The 16262-nt window shown below is 70.8% G+C and carries 18 protein-coding genes; 11 read left to right on the plus strand and 7 right to left on the minus strand.

The features are described 5' to 3' along the window. Positions 1–134: 134 nt before the first annotated feature. From C2865_RS20185 to C2865_RS20215, 7 genes are read right to left on the minus strand one after another with little or no spacing between them, the layout of a single operon-like run. On the minus strand, positions 135–944 hold the full coding sequence (locus C2865_RS20185) for an acyl-CoA dehydrogenase family protein (RefSeq protein ID WP_198653467.1): 810 nt from the start codon (positions 942–944) through the stop codon (positions 135–137). A gap of 4 nt (positions 945–948) precedes the next feature. Beyond that, on the minus strand, positions 949–2040 hold the full coding sequence (locus tag C2865_RS20190; RefSeq protein WP_106400094.1) for an acyl-CoA dehydrogenase family protein: 1092 nt from the start codon (positions 2038–2040) through the stop codon (positions 949–951). Between the two features lie 6 nt (positions 2041–2046). Beyond that, positions 2047–2478, minus strand: a complete 432-nt coding sequence (locus tag C2865_RS20195; protein ID WP_198653468.1) for a nuclear transport factor 2 family protein — start codon at positions 2476–2478, stop codon at positions 2047–2049. Beyond that, positions 2468–3676: a metal-dependent hydrolase family protein gene (locus tag C2865_RS20200; RefSeq protein ID WP_106400096.1), complete on the minus strand. Its 1209-nt coding sequence runs from the start codon at positions 3674–3676 to the stop codon at positions 2468–2470. Before C2865_RS20200 ends, C2865_RS20195 begins: the two co-directional genes overlap by 11 nt. Positions 3677–3678: 2 nt before the next feature. Continuing rightward, entirely contained in the window at positions 3679–4002 is a 324-nt protein-coding gene (locus tag C2865_RS20205) for a hypothetical protein (RefSeq protein WP_106400097.1), read from the minus strand. Then, positions 3986–5269, minus strand: a complete 1284-nt coding sequence (locus tag C2865_RS20210) for an aromatic ring-hydroxylating oxygenase subunit alpha (protein ID WP_106400098.1) — start codon at positions 5267–5269, stop codon at positions 3986–3988. The genes C2865_RS20205 and C2865_RS20210 overlap by 17 nt, the downstream gene beginning before the upstream one ends. A gap of 4 nt (positions 5270–5273) precedes the next feature. Then, complete coding sequence (locus C2865_RS20215) at positions 5274–5864, minus strand: carboxymuconolactone decarboxylase family protein (protein ID WP_106400099.1); 591 nt, start codon at positions 5862–5864, stop codon at positions 5274–5276. Positions 5865–6174: 310 nt separating this feature from the next. Between C2865_RS20215 and C2865_RS20220 the strand changes: the two genes are divergently transcribed. The 11 genes from C2865_RS20220 to C2865_RS20270 all read left to right on the plus strand — a co-directional run bounded on the left by C2865_RS20220 (position 6175) and on the right by C2865_RS20270 (position 16203). Continuing rightward, positions 6175–7545 (plus strand): ABC transporter substrate-binding protein, encoded by a 1371-nt coding sequence (locus tag C2865_RS20220; RefSeq protein ID WP_106400100.1) that lies wholly within the window; start codon positions 6175–6177, stop codon positions 7543–7545. Then, a complete protein-coding gene (locus C2865_RS20225; protein WP_106400101.1) occupies positions 7545–9659 on the plus strand; it encodes a branched-chain amino acid ABC transporter permease in 2115 nt (704 codons plus the stop codon). Before C2865_RS20220 ends, C2865_RS20225 begins: the two co-directional genes overlap by 1 nt. A 4-nt stretch (positions 9660–9663) precedes the next feature. Continuing rightward, positions 9664–10365 (plus strand): ABC transporter ATP-binding protein, encoded by a 702-nt coding sequence (locus tag C2865_RS20230; protein ID WP_232835727.1) that lies wholly within the window; start codon positions 9664–9666, stop codon positions 10363–10365. Continuing rightward, positions 10362–11069 carry an ABC transporter ATP-binding protein gene (locus C2865_RS20235; protein ID WP_106400103.1) on the plus strand — a complete coding sequence of 236 codons (708 nt, stop codon included), beginning with the start codon at positions 10362–10364 and terminating at the stop codon, positions 11067–11069. The genes C2865_RS20230 and C2865_RS20235 overlap by 4 nt, the downstream gene beginning before the upstream one ends. Further along, complete coding sequence (locus C2865_RS20240) at positions 11066–11419, plus strand: hypothetical protein (RefSeq protein WP_106400104.1); 354 nt, start codon at positions 11066–11068, stop codon at positions 11417–11419. Before C2865_RS20235 ends, C2865_RS20240 begins: the two co-directional genes overlap by 4 nt. Further along, entirely contained in the window at positions 11416–11730 is a 315-nt protein-coding gene (locus C2865_RS20245; protein WP_106400105.1) for a hypothetical protein, read from the plus strand. The genes C2865_RS20240 and C2865_RS20245 overlap by 4 nt, the downstream gene beginning before the upstream one ends. A 12-nt stretch (positions 11731–11742) precedes the next feature. Continuing rightward, positions 11743–13038, plus strand: a complete 1296-nt coding sequence (locus C2865_RS20250) for an amidohydrolase family protein (RefSeq protein WP_106400106.1) — start codon at positions 11743–11745, stop codon at positions 13036–13038. After that, on the plus strand, positions 13035–13760 hold the full coding sequence (locus C2865_RS20255) for an enoyl-CoA hydratase-related protein (RefSeq protein WP_106400107.1): 726 nt from the start codon (positions 13035–13037) through the stop codon (positions 13758–13760). The genes C2865_RS20250 and C2865_RS20255 overlap by 4 nt, the downstream gene beginning before the upstream one ends. A gap of 6 nt (positions 13761–13766) precedes the next feature. Next, positions 13767–14933 carry an acyl-CoA dehydrogenase family protein gene (locus tag C2865_RS20260; RefSeq protein WP_106400108.1) on the plus strand — a complete coding sequence of 389 codons (1167 nt, stop codon included), beginning with the start codon at positions 13767–13769 and terminating at the stop codon, positions 14931–14933. A 173-nt stretch (positions 14934–15106) separates the two neighbouring features. Beyond that, complete coding sequence (locus C2865_RS20265) at positions 15107–15727, plus strand: TetR/AcrR family transcriptional regulator (protein ID WP_198653469.1); 621 nt, start codon at positions 15107–15109, stop codon at positions 15725–15727. A 14-nt stretch (positions 15728–15741) separates the two neighbouring features. Beyond that, positions 15742–16203: a hypothetical protein gene (locus C2865_RS20270; protein WP_106400109.1), complete on the plus strand. Its 462-nt coding sequence runs from the start codon at positions 15742–15744 to the stop codon at positions 16201–16203. The last annotated feature ends 59 nt before the right edge of the window (positions 16204–16262 follow it).

Below are 16262 nucleotides of genomic sequence, written 5' to 3' on the forward strand. Positions count from 1 at the left end.
CCACGGCAACGCCCTGAGCGTCAGCGGCTACCCGATCCTGGTGAAGCTCGACGAGATGAAGGCCAAGCTCAAGTAGCTCCGGACACGAAGAAGGCCAGGCTGCGAGCAGCCTGGCCTTTTCCGTGGGTCCCGGGTCAGAGGTGGACGAGCCGGGGCGCCGAACCGCGTTCGCGCAGGAGGGCACCGGCCTCGCGGGTCAGCTCCCGCGCGCTGCCGAGCAGGCCGTCCAGGACGAGGACGCGCCGGACGTGCCGGTGCAGGTCGTGCTCGGCGGTGAAGCCGATCCCGCCCAGGACCTGCTGGCAGTGCCGGGCCGCGGTCAGCGCCGCCTGCCCCGCCGCCGCCTTGGCCAGCAGCGACCCCAGATCGTCCTCGGCCGCCAGCAGCACCGCCTCGGCGCCTTCCAGAGCGACGAGGGTCTCGGCGAGCCGGTGCCGTACCGCCTGGAAAGAGGCGATCGGCCGGCCGAACTGGGCGCGGTCCAGCGCGTGCGAACGGGCCAGGGCGAGCATGGCCCGCCCGGTGCCCGTCAGCCACCAGCCGAGGGCACGCCGCCCCGCCGCCAGCGCCGCACCTTCCGGGATGTCTCCGGAGGAGACGGCGCGCAGCGGCAGGTCCGCGTCCAGCGTGTTCGCTTCGCCCTGCCCGTCGCGTTCCCACACCACCAGGGAGCCGCCCGCGTAGGGGAGGGGAAGAGTCCCCCCGAGGAGATTTCCGGCGGCCTGGAGCAGCACGTCGTTGAGGACGGGTGCGTGCGCCCCGGTCTCGCCGAGCAGCTCGAAGACCAGCGGGACCGCGACGTCCGGGGCCTCGGCGAGCAGGTCGGGCCAGCCCAGCTCGACCAGGGCCTTGTCGAGGTCCCGACCGTGCGCGGTCGTCGTCATGGTCCTGCGCAGCGCCTCGGCGAGCAGCTCCCGCTCTTCGGCGTCCATCACTTCGGCCACGCTGTCACTCCTTTCCCAGGTCGAGGAGGCGGCGGGCGATGATGTTGCGCTGGATCTCGGCCGTGCCGCCGTAGATGGTCGCCGCCCGCGAGTACAGGTACTCCGGGCGCCACGGCGAGTCGGTGAGCTCCAGCACGCCCGGCAGCAGGTCCCGCGCGGTGTCGAACAGCTGCTGCTCGGCGGTGGCCAGCAGCACCTTGTCGACCGACGTCTCCGGGCCGAGCCGTGCTCCTTCGGCCAGCCGCCGCTGGGTCACGTGGGAGCGGCAGCGGGCGGTGTGCAGGGCCAGGTAGGCCGAGCCGAGCGCGGCGTCATCGGGGACGCGGGTCTCGTCGATCAGCTGGTCGAGGCGCGCGAACAGGTAGGCGATCCGGTGCCAGAAGCAGGTGGAGCGCTCGTGGGGGAGCAGGTCCATCGCCAGCCGCCAGCCGTCACCGGGGTTTCCGAGCATGCGGTCGGCGGGCACCACCACGTCGTCGAAGAACACCTCGGCGAACTCGTCCACACCGTGCATGGTGCGCAGGGGCCGGACGGTGATGCCGGGGGTGTCCATGTCGACGAAGAACGCGGTGATCCCGTCGTGGCCCGGCGCGGTGCGGGTGAGCAGGACGCAGCGCTGCGCGTACTGGGCGAGGCTCGTCCAGACCTTCTGCCCGCTGACCGTCCAGGAGCCGTCCGGGCGGGGCGTCGCCCGGGTGCTCAGGGACGCCAGGTCACTGCCGGAGCCGGGCTCGGAGAAGCCCTGGCACCACTGCTCCCGCCCGCTGAGCAGCCGCGGGACCATCTCCGCCGCCAATTCGGGACGGGCGTAGGAGATCATCGTGGGGGCCAGGACCTCGATCATCGAGTAGATGCCGGGCTCGGCGAGGTCGCGGGTGGCGACCTCCTCGCCGAGCACCGCCCGCAGCACCGCGGGACCCCCGAGCCCGCCCACCTCGGCGGGCCAGCCGTAACGCATCCAGCCCGCGTCGTACAGGGCGCGCCGCACCCGCGCCAGTTGGGCGACCTGTCCGTCCAGCGAGTGGTCGGGCCCGGGGGTCAGATCGTTCTCGGCGAGCCACTCCTGCACGCTCGCCCGGAATTCAGCGACGTCCATGGAGGCTCATGCGTCCGCGCGCTTGTGGGCGTGCGGGATCCCCGAGTCGTGGGCGCCGCTGCGCCGCAGGAACGTCATGGCCCGCGTCCGCAGCCGCCAGCCGTCGGCGGTGCGCACATAGGTGTCGCTGTAGTAGCCGATGCGCATGTGGTGGTTGGTCTGGTCCACGAAGCACAGCGGCTGGGTGCCGGTCGCGTTCTCGCCGTCCTCGGCGAACACCACGAGCGGGGTGCCCGTCATGAACAGGCCCTTGGGCGCGGCTTCGACCAGCTCGGGGAACTCGTCCAGAGGATAGGTGTCGCCGAAGGCGCTGTAGGTGCCGTCGGGGGTGAAGACCGAGACCAGCCCCACGATGTCGCCCTGGGTGATGGTCACCGCGTACTTGGCCAGCAGCTGCTGGATCTCCACGAGGTCGTCGGTGCGTCGTTCAGCGGTCAAAGACCTTCCCACCTTTCATAACGAACCGCACGTTCTGCGTGACGGTGATGTCCTGGAGGGGGTCGCCGGGGACGCCGATGACGTCGGCGAGCAGGCCTTCGGCGAGCCGGCCCCGGTCGGTGACGCTGATCAGCTCGGCGGCCCGGACGGTCGCCGCGCGCAGCACCTCCAGCGGGGACATGCCGCGGGTGGTCAGCGCGACCAGCTCGCTGGCGTTCTTGCCGTGCGGGATGGCCGGGGCGTCGGTGCCGACCGCGATCTTCACCCCGGCCTCGATGGCCTTGCGCACCGACTCGCGGGCGCGCGGGAACATCTCGGCCGCCTTGGCCTTGAGCTCGGGCGCCGCCTTGGAGACGTCCATGCCGTCGGCCAGGAAGGTGGTCGGCACCAGCCACGTCCCGCGCTCGAGCATCAGCTCGATGGTCTCGTCGTCGATGAGGAAGCCGTGCTCGATGCAGTCGATGCCCGCCCGCACGGCTGACTTCACCGCGTCGGCGCCGTGGGTGTGCGCCGCGACCTTCAGGCCGCGCCGGTGCGCCTCGTCCACGATCGCGCGCAGCTCCTCGTCGGAGTAGTGCTGCGCGCCGGGCAGCCCGGTGTGCGACATGACGCCGCCCGAGCAGCACACCTTGATCAGCTGCGCGCCGTGCTTGATCTGGTACCGGACGGCCTTGCGGACCTCGTCGACGCCGTTGGCGATGCCCTCCTCCAGCGTCAGCGGGAGGACGCCGGGCGCGAACGCCGCGAACATGGTCGGGTCGAGGTGGCCGCCCGTCGGGGTGATGGCGTGCCCGGCCGGGATGACGCGGGGCCCGTCGATCCAGCCGGAGTCGATCGCCTTGGCGAGGGCGACGTCCAGCAGGTAGCCGCCGGTCTTCACGAACAGGCCGAGGTTGCGGACGGTGGTGAAGCCGGCCCGCAGCGTGCGGCGGGCGTTGCCCACCGCACGCAGCATGCGCAGCGCCGGGTCGTCCTGGACGGGCGAGTACGCGGCGGTCTCGCCGCGCCCGCCCATCAGCAGGTTGACCTCCATGTCCATCAGCCCGGGCAGCAGGATCAGGTCGCCCAGGTCGATGATCTCGCCTTGCGGCGCGCCGCCGACCCCGGCGATCCGGTCTCCCTCGATGCGCAGGATGCCCGGCCGGACGATCTCCCCCGTGTCGAGGTCGAGCAGTCCGGCCGCCTTGAGCGTCAGCATCGTCAGATCACGGGCTCGACGAGGAGGTCGATCTGGGCGGCGCCGCTGTCGGGGACGCGGGCCTGCTTCCAGACCTCGATGGGGAAGGAGACCATGACGAGCGACTGCATCAGGTGCATGAGCGTCCTGGCGTCGTCGGGCAGGTCGTCGATCGGGAACTTGTCGCAGTAGGCGATGGCGTCCTCCAGCAGCGGGAAGGCGACGTCGTAGAAGGCCTGCATCTCCGCCATGGAGGAGGCCAGGCGCCTGGCGTAGCGCTCGGCCTCGGTGGCCAGGTCCCACTCCAGGTAGGGCTCGAGGGCGGCGAACTCAGTGGGCAGCGGCATTGGTGCGCTCCTTGTGCTTCTCGACGTACTCGGCGGCGGTGTGGTGGAGGTGGCGCAGGAGGAGTTCCTGGTCGCACAGGGGGAATTCGGTGACCGCCCGGGAGTTGACCATGGTCTGGGTGGCCTCCAGGGTGTTGGCGTCCTGGAGCGCGTACTCCTTGAACGTCACCGCGGCCAGCTCCTGGGCGAGGCGCTCGCGGGCGTTCTTCGGGGGCACGAAGTAGAGGTTGGCCTCGAAGATGTGCCTGTCCACGGCGGTGGGCCAGTAGTGGTAGGTCAGGTACCAGCCCGGAGCCCAGAACAGCAGGGTGAAGTTGGGGAAGAACTCGAAGGAGTCCGTGCCCCAGGACCTGTGCCGCGAGGGGTTGATGGCGGGCGGGAGCTCCTCCGGCGCCAGGCCCGGGACGTCGGGCCGGTCCCACGGGCCGAAGAGTCCGCTGCGCAGCACCCGCTCGATGGGCTTGACCATGTTCGGGTCCTTCGGCGGAGCCATGCCGCCCCAGGAGGAGATCATGGAGTGCTGGCCGAACAGCTGGTAGTGCAGGGCCTCGAAGCCGTAGCCCATGAGCTTGTCGGCTTCCTCCTTCACCGCCTGCTTCTGGTGCAGCACCGGCGCGTGGTAGAACTCCGTGAACGCGTCGATGAACAGCTTCCAGTTGCTGCCGATCTCGGACTTGTAGGTGTAGACCTCGGTCATCTCGTGGAAGGGGTAGCCCTCCAGCCCCTCGGCCATCTCGCCCAGGTACTCCTTCAAAGGAGCGGCGTCCGGGTCGAGGTTGACGAAGATGAAGCCCTCCCAGACCTCGCAGCGCACGTCCTTCAGCCCGTAGTCGGCCTTGTCGAGGTCGAAGAACTCGCCCTCCTGCTGGACGAAGGTGAGCTTGCCCTCGAGGTCGTAGCGCCAGGCGTGGTACTTGCAGGTGAACTGCCTGCAGGTGCCCTTGACCTCCTCCTTGGGGTAGTCGTTCCACACCAGCTTGTTGCCGCGGTGGCGGCAGACGTTGTGGAAGGCGCGGATGACCTTGTCCTTGCCGCGCACCAGGATCAGGGAGGTGTCCGCGACGGGGAGTTCCTTGGTGAAGTAGCTGCCCGTCTTGGGCAGCAGCTCCACCCGCCCGACGTTCAGCCAGGTCCTCTTGAAGATGGCCTCGCGCTCGGCCTCGTAGTGGGCCGGGTCGATGGAGTCGGTGTAGTCGACGGGGGCGGTGCCGAGCTCGGGGTACTGCTCGGTCCAGCTACCCGCCGGAGGCTTTGCGAAATGGGGCACGGGTCTACCTTTCGTGTTCCGGCTGGGTGCCGAAGGTCTCGTGTTCGAAGGTCTCGTGTTCGAGGGGCTCGTCCTCGGGCCGGACGCCGAAGGCGTTGAAGGCCGCGGCGAGCATCGTGTAGGCGCCGATCGTGAAGACCAGGTCCATCCGCTGGCGCTCGTCGAAGTGCTCGCTGAGCACCTCCCAGGTGGCGTCGGACAGGCCGGAGGTGTCACCGAGCTCGTCGACGGCGCGCAGGACGGCCTGCTCGAGCACGCCGTCGGCCCTGCCCTCGCCGGCCGCCTCGACCTCGGCCTCGGTCATGCCCATCTGCTGGACGGCCATCTGCGCGTGGTGGGTCCACTCGTAGGCGCAGTCGCAACGCCTGGCGACCCGCAGGATCGCCAGCTCGCGCAGGCGGGGCGGCAGCGTGGAGCGGAACAGGAGGTACACGTTGAAGCCGAGGAAGGCCTCGGTCAGGTCGGGGTGGCGGATCAGCGTGCTCAGGGCGACGCCCGCACCCTCCGGGTTGCGGCGGTCGCGGGGCAGCAGTCCCCGGAGCGCTGCGTTCTCCTTCTCGCCCCACAGGTCGCCGGGCAGCGGAGGCACCCGCATCACGCGCTCCCCTCACCTAGGTACCGCCTGCTCATACGGCCCCCTTCTCACTCAAGAGAATGTCATTCTCATTTATGAGTCGAAGGTTTTCATGAGGAGGGGGGTTCCGTCAACGCCGCCGGCCGATCGCCGGGTGGTCATCGCTTTTCCTTCAGGTGAATGGTTGATTCTCGGCTGACGAGAAGCTAGTTTCCTCTCACCGAGTACAGGACGCCAACCGGGCCAGGTGAGCGGGAAAACCCCAGCTCACGACGGCGGCGAGCACGGATGCCCAACCGGTCGGGGGACAGGACTGAGGAGGACCCCCCCAATGAAACTGAAGAACAGCGTGGCCGTCCTCGCGGCGGTCGCGCTTCTGGCCGCCGGGTGCGGCCGCGATGGCTCCGGTACCGAGGAGACGACGGACGGCAGCGCGACACAGGCCGTCTCGGGCGACTTCGGCGACCTGAAGAACCTGTGCCAGGCCGGTGACGCCAAGAGCAAGTCCGCCCAGGGCGTCGACGCGGAGATCAAGCTCGGTGTCTTCACCGACGTCGGCTTCACCAAGAAGACGGAGTTCGTGGACGCCGCCGAGGTGTTCACCAAATGGTGCAACGAGGCCGGCGGCATCAACGGCCGCAAGCTCGTCGCCAACACCAGGGACGCCAAGTTCATGGAGGTCCGCCAGCGGATGATCGAGTCCTGCCGCGAGGACTTCTTCATCGTCGGCGGCGGTTCCGGGCTGGACGGCCTGGGCGTCAAGGACCGGTTGTCCTGCCTGCTGCCGGCCTTCCCCGCCCAGGCGAGCCAGATGCAGAACACCGGCTCGGACCTGCAGATCGAGACGGTCGCCGGCGGCGCGTTCTACAGCCCGTACGCCGGCTACTACACCTGGCTGCTGAAGGAGGGCTACCCGGGCTCGGCGAAGAACGTCGGCCTGATCTCCGGCGACTCCCCGGTCACCAAGGCCCTCGAGGGCCAGACCAAGGAGATGATCCAGGCGGCCGGCGGGACGCTGTCCTACAGTGAGCTGTACCCGGCCCAGGGCGTCTCGGACTGGACCCCCTACGCCCAGGCCATCAAGAGCAAGGGCGTCAAGGGCCTGGTCTTCCTCGGCGACTTCAACAGCCTCTCCAAGCTCGAGCAGGTCCTGACCAGCATCGACTACAAGCTCGACTGGATCGACGCCAACAGCAACGCCTACGGGCCGGCGTTCCTGCAGCTCGCGGGCCCGGCCATCGCCGGGCAGAACAACCTGGCCGACCTCGGCGGCGTCCACCCGCTGGAGGACGCGGCGAACAATCCGGCGACCCAGCAGGTCGTCGACCTGTTCAAGAAGTACGCGCCGGACAAGCCGGTGACCCTGCAGGTGGTGCGCGCCTTCACGGCCTGGACGCTGTTCGCCAAGTCGGCCGCGAGCTGCGGTGACGACCTCACCCGCAAGTGCGTCTACGAGGCGGCGCAGAAGGAGACCGCGTGGACGGGAGGCGGCCTGCAGGCCCCGCTCGACCTGTCGCAGCCGGACGCACCCGCCAAGTGCTTCAACATCGTGCAGGCGACACCCGAGGGATGGAAGCCCGCGGACTTCAAGCCGGACACCGGCGCCTACCGCTGTGACGCCCCCGCCTACAAGTTCAAGGGCGACTACGGCAAGCCCATGACCCTCGCCGACGTCGGCAAGACCATGAGCGACTTCAAGTAATGGAACAGTTCCTCATCTTCGGGGTCGTAGGACTGAGCACCGCAGCCATCTACGCGATCGTCGGCAGCGGGCTGGTGCTCACCTACACCACGACCGGCGTGTTCAACTTCGCGCACGGGGCGGCGGGCATGCTGTCGGCATTCGCCTACTGGCAGCTCTCCGTCGGGTGGGGATGGCCGGTTCCGCTGGCGCTGGCCGCGGTGCTCCTCGTCCTCGCCCCGGCCTTCGGGCTGCTGGTCGAGAAGGTGGTGCTGCGGCCGGTCCAGAACCTGGGCGAGGCCGAACGGCTGGTGATGACGGTCGCCCTGCTGAGCGGCCTCATCGCCGCCGCCCGCTGGATCTGGGACCCCAATCTCCCCCGGCCGCTGACCACTTTCTTCACCGAGCGCGAACCCCTCCACCTGGGCCCGGTGACGGTCACCTGGCACCAGGCGCTGACCATGATCGTCGCGGTGCTGGTCGCGCTGGCCCTGTGGTTCCTGCTCAACCGCACCCGCATCGGGGCGGAGATGCGGGCGACCGTCGACGACCGGGCCCTGGTCGGGCTCACCGGCGCCGACCCGGTCAGGGCCAACCGCGTCGCGTGGGTCCTGGGCACCCAGCTCGCGGCGATCGGCGGCATCCTCATCGCGCCGACCGTCGCCCTGGACGCCGCCCAGCTCTCCCTGCTGATCGTCAGCGCCTACACCGCCGCGATCTTCGGCCGGCTGCGCAGCCTGCCGCTGACCTTCCTCGGCGCGGTCGTCGTCGGCTGCCTGGAGAGTTACCTGACCGGTTACCTGCCGCAGAACCAGTACCTGCCGGGACTGCGGCTCGCCGCGCCCGCGCTGCTGCTGTTCCTGGCCCTGCTGCTGTTCCCGCACGGGCGGCTGCGCGGCCGGGACCGCAGGCTGCGCCCCGTCCCGACGCCGACCATGCGCGGCAGCGTCGTCTTCGCCGGGGTGATCGTCCTGTTCGCGGTGGTGCTGGCCACGGTGCTGGACGAGGTCGACGCCATCTCCTACGGGCCGATGTTCGCGCTCGGCGTGGTGGCGTTGTCGTTCGTGCCGCTGTCGGGGTTCGCGGGCCAGATCTCGTTGTGCCAGCTGAGCATCGCGGGCGTCGGCGCGGTCGTCTGGGGCCAGCTGGCCCCGGACGGGCAGCCGTGGGCGCTGGTCGCCGCGTTCGCGGTCTCCGCGCTGGTCGGCGCGCTGATCGCGGTGCCGGCGCTGCGCCTGTCCGGGGTCTACCTGGCGCTGGCGACCGCGGCCTTCGCCGTCGTCCTCGACCGGTGGATCTTCACCCTGCCGTCGTTCGAGCTGTTCGGCGTGCGGATCGCGGTGTTCAACCAGAGCTCGGTGGAGATGGCGGGGCCTGACTTCTTCGGGTTCCGGCTGGAGGAGCCGGCCGAGCTGATGGTGTTCTCCGCGCTCTGCCTCGCCCTGGGCTCCCTCGGGGTGGCGGCGCTGCGGCTGAGCAGGTTCGGGCGCAGGCTGATCGCGCTGCGCGACAGCGAGGCGGCCTACGCGACGCTCGGCGGCAGCCTGCTGGCCGCCCGGGTCCTGGTGTTCGCGCTGAGCGCCGGGATCGCGGGGGTCGGCGGTGCGCTGTACGGGATGCAGCTGCAGTCGGTGACCGCCGAGCAGTTCAACTTCGTGGCGGGCCTCCCGATCTTCCTGATCGCGGTGATCGGCGGCCTCGGGGCGGTGGGCAACGGCCTGTTCGTCGGCACCGCCTACCTGGGCCCGATCCACCTGCTGAACGCGGTGGCCCCCTGGACGCACAACATCGTCCAGTTGCTGCCCGCCCTGGCGGGGCTGGGCTTCGCCCGGCACCCCGAGGGCATCGTGCCGGGGATGCGGCACAGCTGGGAGCCGCTGGCCCGCAGCCGCGTCGCGCTGTCGGCCCTGCTCGGCGGGTTCGCGGTGCTCTGGCTGCTGCGGATCGGCGACGTCGTCGGCAACGCCGTCCTCCTCCTCGGCACGGCGGTCCTGGCGCTGGCACTGCGCACCTGGGCGCAGGCGAAGGAGGCGACGGCCACCGAACCGGAGGTCCCGGTCGAGTGGTGGGGCGTGCGGCGCCCCTGGCGCAAGGAGGACGAGGAGGTGTTGTCCCGTGGGATCGCTGGAGGTTAGCGACGTGACGGTCGTCTTCGGCGGCCACCGGGCTTTGGACGGGGTCGCCCTGGACGCCGAGCCCGGCCAGGTCACCGGCCTGATCGGGCCCAACGGAGCGGGCAAGAGCACCCTGTTCGACGTGGTGTCCGGGCTGCGCAGGCCCTCCTCCGGACGGGTGGTGCTCGACGGCAGGGACGTCACCCGGATGGGGCCCGCCCGCCGGGCCAGGCGCGGGCTGGCGCGCACGTTCCAGCGGCTGGAGCTCTTCGGCCGGCTGACCGTGCGCGACAACCTGCTCGTCGCCGCCGAGATGGGCCCCGACCGGCGGCTGGCCGGGCACGCCGTGACGGGGATCCTCGACCGGATCGGCCTGCACCACGTCGCCGACACCTGCGCCGACGAGCTGTCCACCGGGGCCGCCCGCCTGGTGGAGGTCGGCCGGGCGATGGCGGTCCGGCCCAAGCTCCTCCTGCTGGACGAGCCCGCGGCCGGGCAGGACGGCGAGGAGACCGAGCGGTTCGCGGCCCTGCTGCGCTCGCTGGCCGACGACGGCACCACCGTCGTCCTCGTCGAGCACGACATGGGCCTGGTCATGAGCGTGTGCGACCGGCTGCACGTGCTCGACCTCGGCAGGATCATCGCCTCCGGTCCGCCGGAGGAGGTCCGGCGGGACAGGGCGGTCCTGGCCGCCTATCTGGGCGAGTCACCGGTGGAGGAGTCATGAGCGCCCTTCTCGAACTGCGCGGGGTGCGCGCCTCGTACGGCGGCATCACCGCCCTGCACGGCGTGGACCTGAGCGTCTCCGCCGGTCAGGTGGTGGCGCTGCTCGGCCCCAACGGGGCGGGCAAGACGACGACGCTGAAGGTCGCCGCGGGCGTGCACCCGGCCGACTCGGGCCGGCTGCTGCTGGGCGGCCGGGACGTGTCCGGGGCGAACCCCCGCGATCTGGCACGGGCGGGCGTCTGCCTGATCCCCGAGGGCCGCGGCGTCTTCCCCAACCTGTCCGTCCGCGACAACCTCCTGATGATGACCTTCACCGGACGCGGCCGCGAGGAGATCGAGGAGATCGCGTTCGCGCGGTTCCCCGTCCTGGCCGAGCGCGCCTCGCAGGCCGCCGGGACCATGTCCGGGGGCGAGCAGCAGATGCTCGCCCTCGCCCGCGGCCTGGCCACCGACCCGGCCGTGCTGCTGCTGGACGAGCTGTCCATGGGTCTGGCGCCGCTGGTCGTGGCCGAACTGTACGAGCAGGTCGCCGAGATCGCCCGGCAGGGCGTGGCGGTCCTGGTCGTCGAGCAGTTCGCGGCCGCCGTCCTCGACATCGCCGACCACGCCGCGGTCCTGGTGCGCGGCCGCGTCGAACGGCGGGGCGACCCCGACGCGGGGTTGCGCGCCGAGCTTTCCGACCTTTACCTGGGGAGTGCACGATGACCTCGACCGAGACGCGTGCGGACCGCTTCGTCCGCGAACTGGCGGAGCTGAAGATCGCCGATCCGGCCGCCGGGCGGTCCGCGTTGTGGCTGCGCCTGGGCGCGGTCCTGATGGCGGTCGGGCCGGTGCTCGGGGCGGCCGCCTACTTCATGTCCCACGGCACCACCGACCCGCTGGCCCAGCGCGACGCCCTGGCACTCGGCCTGGCCGGGGTGTGCGCGTCCGTGGTCGGTTCGGCGCTGTTCCTGCGCTACTCGCTGACGGGGTTCCTGCGGTTCTGGATGGCCCGCCAGTCCTACGACCTGTCGGTCCTGGCCGACCGCCTGCCGGAAAAGGAGAAACTGCAATGACACCACCGACCCTGCGCGCGGGGGAGCAACTCGCCAGCACCGCCTGCACCACGCGGGTGGTCGTCGTGCGAGCCCCCGCGGGCGGGGGCGCGGAGCTCGGCTGCGGCGGGAACCCGATGGTCCCCGCCGCCTCCGCGCCGTCCGCCGCCCCCTCCGCCGGAGGGGACGCCGCAACGCTCATAGGCAAGCGCTACGTGAACGCCGACGAGACGATCGAAGTGCTCTGCACCTCCTCCGGAGCGGGGGAGCTCAGCTGCGACGGAGTTCCGATGACCATCAAGGCGGCCAAACCGCTGCCCGCCTCGGACTGACAGGGAGACGTCATGCGCAAAGAAGACATGATCTTGATCAGCGTCGACGACCACATCATCGAGCCGCCGGACATGTTCGTGAACCACCTGCCGGCCAAGTACAAGGACGACGCCCCGCGCCTGGTGCACCGCGAGGACGGCACCGACGTCTGGCAGTTCCGCGACACCGTCATCCCCAACGCGGCGCTGAACGCGGTGGCGGGCCGCCCCAAGGAGGAGTACGGCCTGGAGCCGCAGGGCCTGGACGAGATCCGGCCCGGCTGCTACGACGTGCACGAGCGCGTGAAGGACATGAACGCCGGAGGGATCCTGGCGTCGATGAACTTCCCGTCCTTCCCCGGCTTCGCCGCCCGCCTGTTCGCCACCGAGGACGTGGACTTCTCCCTCGCCCTGGTCCGCGCCTACAACGACTGGCACATCGACGAGTGGTGCGGCGCCTACCCCGGCCGGTTCATCCCGATGGCCCTGCCGGCGATCTGGGACGCCGAGCTGTGCGCCCAGGAGGTCCGGCGGGTGGCGGAGAAGGGCTGCCGTTCGCTGACCTTCACCGAGAACCCGGCCGCCCTGGGCTACCCGAGCTTCCACAGCGAGCACTGGGACCCGCTGTGGCGCGCCCTGACCGACACGGGCACGGTCCTCAACGTGCACATCGGCTCGTCGGGCCGGCTCACGATCCCGGCGGTGGACTGCCCGCCGGACGTGATGATCACGCTGCAGCCGATGAACATCGTCTCGGCCGCGGCCGACCTGCTGTGGTCGCGGGTCATCAAGGAGTTCCCGTCCATCAAGATCGCCCTGTCCGAGGGCGGCACGGGCTGGATCCCCTACTTCCTGGAGCGGGTGGACCGCACGTTCGAGATGCACGCGACCTGGACGCTGCAGGACTTCGGCGGCAGGCTGCCCAGCGAGGTGTTCCGCGAGCACTTCCTGACCTGCTTCATCTCCGACCCGCTGGGCGTGCGGCTGCGGCACGACATCGGGATCGACAACATCTGCTGGGAGGCCGACTACCCGCACAGCGACTCGATGTGGCCCGGCGCCCCCGAGGAGCTGCACGAGGTCCTGGAGCGCTATGACGTCCCGGACGAGGACATCGACAAGATGACCCACGAGAACGCGATGCGCTGGTACTCCTTCGACCCGTTCGCGCACGTCCCGCGCGAGCAGGCGACGGTGGGCGCGCTGCGGGCGGCCTCGGCCGACCACGACGTGTCCATCAAGTCGCGCAGCCACCGCATCATCGCACCCGAGGAGAAGCTCGAAGGTTTCCGGCAGCGGGCCCGTGCCGCCACGGGGGCCGGTAAGTGAGTGATCTCGTGCTGACCGAACAGGTCGGCAACGTGCTGGTCGTGACCCTGAACCGGCCCGAGGTGCGCAACGCGCTCAATCCCGAGCTGATGGAGGAGCTCTCGGCGGTGCTGCGCGCCGCCGAGGCCGACACCGAGGTGCGGGCGATCGTCCTGACGGGCTCGGGGACGGTCTTCTGCTCGGGGCTCGACCTGAAGGCGTTCGCGGCCGGGGGGAGCATCAAGGCGCTGGTGTGGTTCTACCACCGCAGCGTCGCCACCCCGGTCGTCGCGGCGCTGAACGGCTCGGCGCTGGGCGGCGGCTTCGAGCTGATGCTCGCCTGCGACCTGGTCGTCGCGGCCGAGGGGGCGAAGCTGGGCATCGCCGAGGTCAAACGCGGCCTGTTCGCGGCGGGGGGCGGCACCGCGCTCTCCGCCCGCGTGCCGATGGCGGCGGCGCTGGAGATGGGGCTGACCGGCGATCCGGTCACCGCGGAGCGGGCCCTGGAGCTGGGCCTGGTGAACCGGGTGGTCCCGGCCGACCGGGTGCCGGCCGAGGCCATGGGGCTGGCCGAGCGGATCGCGCAGAACGGTCCGCTCGGCGTCGCCATGACCAAGAAGCTGATGCGCGAGCAGCGGTGGTGCACCCCCGCCGAGGTCGACGAGGTCTTCAAGAGCGCCGACGCGATGGAGGGCGCGCGGGCGTTCGCCGAACGCAGGCCGCCGGTATGGACGGGAAGGTGATCCGCGGTGGATTTCGAGCTGAGTGAAGAGCAGCGGCTGTTCCGGCAGACGCTCAGGGACTTCGCCGAGAAGGAGATCATGCCGGTCGCGCCCGAGTGGGAGCGGACCGGGCGGTACCCGACGGAGATCGTCGAGAGCTTCAAGGAGTTCGGGCTGTACGGCCTGAACGTTCCCGAGGAGTACGGGGGGCTCGCCGCCGACCGCGTCTCCTACGCGCTGGCGTTCGAGGAGATCGCCCGCGCCTGGCTGGGCGCGGCCGGCCTGTTCGGGCCGCACTCCGTGGCCTGCTGGCTGGTGGCGCGCAACGGCACCCCGGAGCAGAAGGAGCGGTGGCTGCCCCGGATGGCGACCGGCGAGGTGCGTTCGGGCATCTGCCTGACCGAGCCGGGCGCGGGCACCGACCTGCAGGGCATCAGGACGACGGCGGTCCGGGACGGCGACCACTACGTGGTGTCGGGCAGCAAGACCTGGATCACCAACGCGCGGGTCGCCGGCATGTTCCCCGTCCTGGTCAAGACCGGGAGGGCGGACGGCGGGCACGAGGCGATGTCGGTGCTGCTGGTGGACACCTCCTCGCCGGGCTTCACGGTCACCCGGGACCTGCCCAAGATGGGCTACAAGGGGCCGGAGAGCAGCGAGCTCGTCCTGGACAAGGTGCGGGTGCCGGTGGAGAACCTCCTGGGCGGCGAGGAAGGCCGCGGCCTCCAGCAGGTGCTGGGCGGGCTGGAGATCGGCCGGATCAACATCGCGGCCCGCGCGGTCGGCGTCGCGCAGGCCGCCTATGACGCCGCGCTGGGCTACTCGCGGGAGCGGGAGGCCTTCGGCAAGCCGATCTCGGACTTCCAGGCGATCCAGCTGAAGATCGCCGACATGGCCACCGAGATCCAGGCGGCGCGGCTGCTGACGTACTGGGCCGCGGCCAGGTCCGACGCCTCCGGCGGCCGGGTGGACATGGAGGCGGGCATGGCCAAGATGTACGCCTCCGAGGTCGCGATCAAGTGCTCGCTGGAGTCGATGCGCATCCACGGCGGTTACGGCTACTCGTCGGAGTTCGTCGTCGAGCGCCTGTACCGCGACGCGCCGCTGATGGCCATCGGCGAGGGGACCAACGACGTGCAGCGCCTGGTCATCGCCAGGTCGCTGGTCTCGGGCAAGGGGCGTCTGGGCTGGTGAGACCCGCGTTGCGAGCAGGGCGCGGAGCGGGCCTCCCGGTCGGATGACGACCGGGAGGCCCCTTCTTTTCCCGGCGGTTCTCCAGTAAGTGGGAAATTACGAATATGTGACGCTTGTCACGGCGGGGAGAACCGACTTAATGTGTGTTCGGTCAGTTCTGGGAGGAGGCCGACGTGAACGATCCACTGGCGGACCAGCGGCCGTACGCGACCCTCCTGGCGAAGGGGGAGGACCGGAGGCAGCGGATTCTGGCGGTCGCACAGCGCCTGCTGACCCGCAACGGGTGGCGCAACACGACGCTCGGGCAGATCGCCCGGGAGGCCGGAGTCACCCCCGCCGGCCTGCTGCACCACTTCGAGTCCAAGGAGCAGCTGCTCCACGCGGTGCTGGACGCCCGGGACGCCTACGACGACGCCAGTGTCGACCTGTCGGGCGACGTCATCGAGCAGCTGGAGAGGGTGGCCGAGCGGTTCCGCGAGGCGCCCGAGCTGGTCGGTACGTTCGCGGTGCTCCGGATGGAGAACCTCGACCCTGGCTCACCGCTGCACGAGCGCTTCCTCAAGCGGCACCAGCTCTCGCTCGAGCTCACCGCCGAGTGCATTCGGCGGGGGCAGCGCGCGGGCCGGTACCGCACGGACCTGGACCCGGTCGCCAAGGCCGGGGAGATCGTCGCCTTTCTGAACGGGATAGAGGCAACATGGCTACTCGACCCTTCGATTCCGCTGGCCGAGATGTTCAGGGAGTACACCCGGTCACTCGCGAGCCGGCTCGCCCGACCCTCACCGCCCCCCTGAGGCCCCGGCTGGCGGTGGCCGCCACGAGCAAGGCCGAGGCGGTGCGCTCCGCCGGAGGCCTGATGTTCGACCGGGTGACGGCGGGCTGGGACGTCGTCGTCCTCACCGCAGACGGCGGGGACCCCCGTTCCCTGCGCATCCTCGGCGCCCGCTCCCTCGACCTGGACATCGCGCTGGCCTGCCGCTTCAACGGCATCCGCCCGCAGGTCATCGCCGTGGACGCGGGGCTGTGCGACGCCGACCCGCGCGTGCGCGGCCGCCTCCTGAAGGCGCTGGAGGAAGGCGGTTGCGAGGTGCGGATCTGCGGCGGCCACCGGACTGCCCCCGCCGTTTCCGGGACCCTCCGCCACCGCCTGAGCGCCGCCGCCCGCGCCTTCAAGGCCCAGGCCCTCGCCGCCGTCGCCACCTCCGAGACGGGCGGGATCGAGGAGGTCTTCCAGAAGGGGGACCTGTTCCACCACTCCAAGAGCGCCTGACGCGCGGGGGTCCGGGGAGCCGTCGTGGAGGAGGCTCCCCGGACCCGCGGGTCCTCCGG

Origin of the sequence: Actinocorallia populi, assembly GCF_002995495.1 — a bacterium.
Taxonomy (GTDB): Bacteria; Actinomycetota; Actinomycetes; order Streptosporangiales; family Streptosporangiaceae; genus Actinocorallia; species Actinocorallia populi.

Coding starts and splice junctions, on each gene's coding strand:
- C2865_RS20190 (WP_106400094.1), bottom strand. CDS start 2,040: ATGGACGTCGCTGAATTCCGGGCGAGCGTGCAGGAGTGGCTCGCCGAG.
- C2865_RS20200 (WP_106400096.1), bottom strand. CDS start 3,676: ATGCTGACGCTCAAGGCGGCCGGACTGCTCGACCTCGACACGGGGGAG.
- C2865_RS20205 (WP_106400097.1), bottom strand. CDS start 4,002: ATGCCGCTGCCCACTGAGTTCGCCGCCCTCGAGCCCTACCTGGAGTGG.
- C2865_RS20215 (WP_106400099.1), bottom strand. CDS start 5,864: ATGCGGGTGCCTCCGCTGCCCGGCGACCTGTGGGGCGAGAAGGAGAAC.
- C2865_RS20220 (WP_106400100.1), top strand. CDS start 6,175: ATGAAACTGAAGAACAGCGTGGCCGTCCTCGCGGCGGTCGCGCTTCTG.
- C2865_RS20225 (WP_106400101.1), top strand. CDS start 7,545: ATGGAACAGTTCCTCATCTTCGGGGTCGTAGGACTGAGCACCGCAGCC.
- C2865_RS20235 (WP_106400103.1), top strand. CDS start 10,362: ATGAGCGCCCTTCTCGAACTGCGCGGGGTGCGCGCCTCGTACGGCGGC.
- C2865_RS20240 (WP_106400104.1), top strand. CDS start 11,066: ATGACCTCGACCGAGACGCGTGCGGACCGCTTCGTCCGCGAACTGGCG.
- C2865_RS20245 (WP_106400105.1), top strand. CDS start 11,416: ATGACACCACCGACCCTGCGCGCGGGGGAGCAACTCGCCAGCACCGCC.
- C2865_RS20250 (WP_106400106.1), top strand. CDS start 11,743: ATGCGCAAAGAAGACATGATCTTGATCAGCGTCGACGACCACATCATC.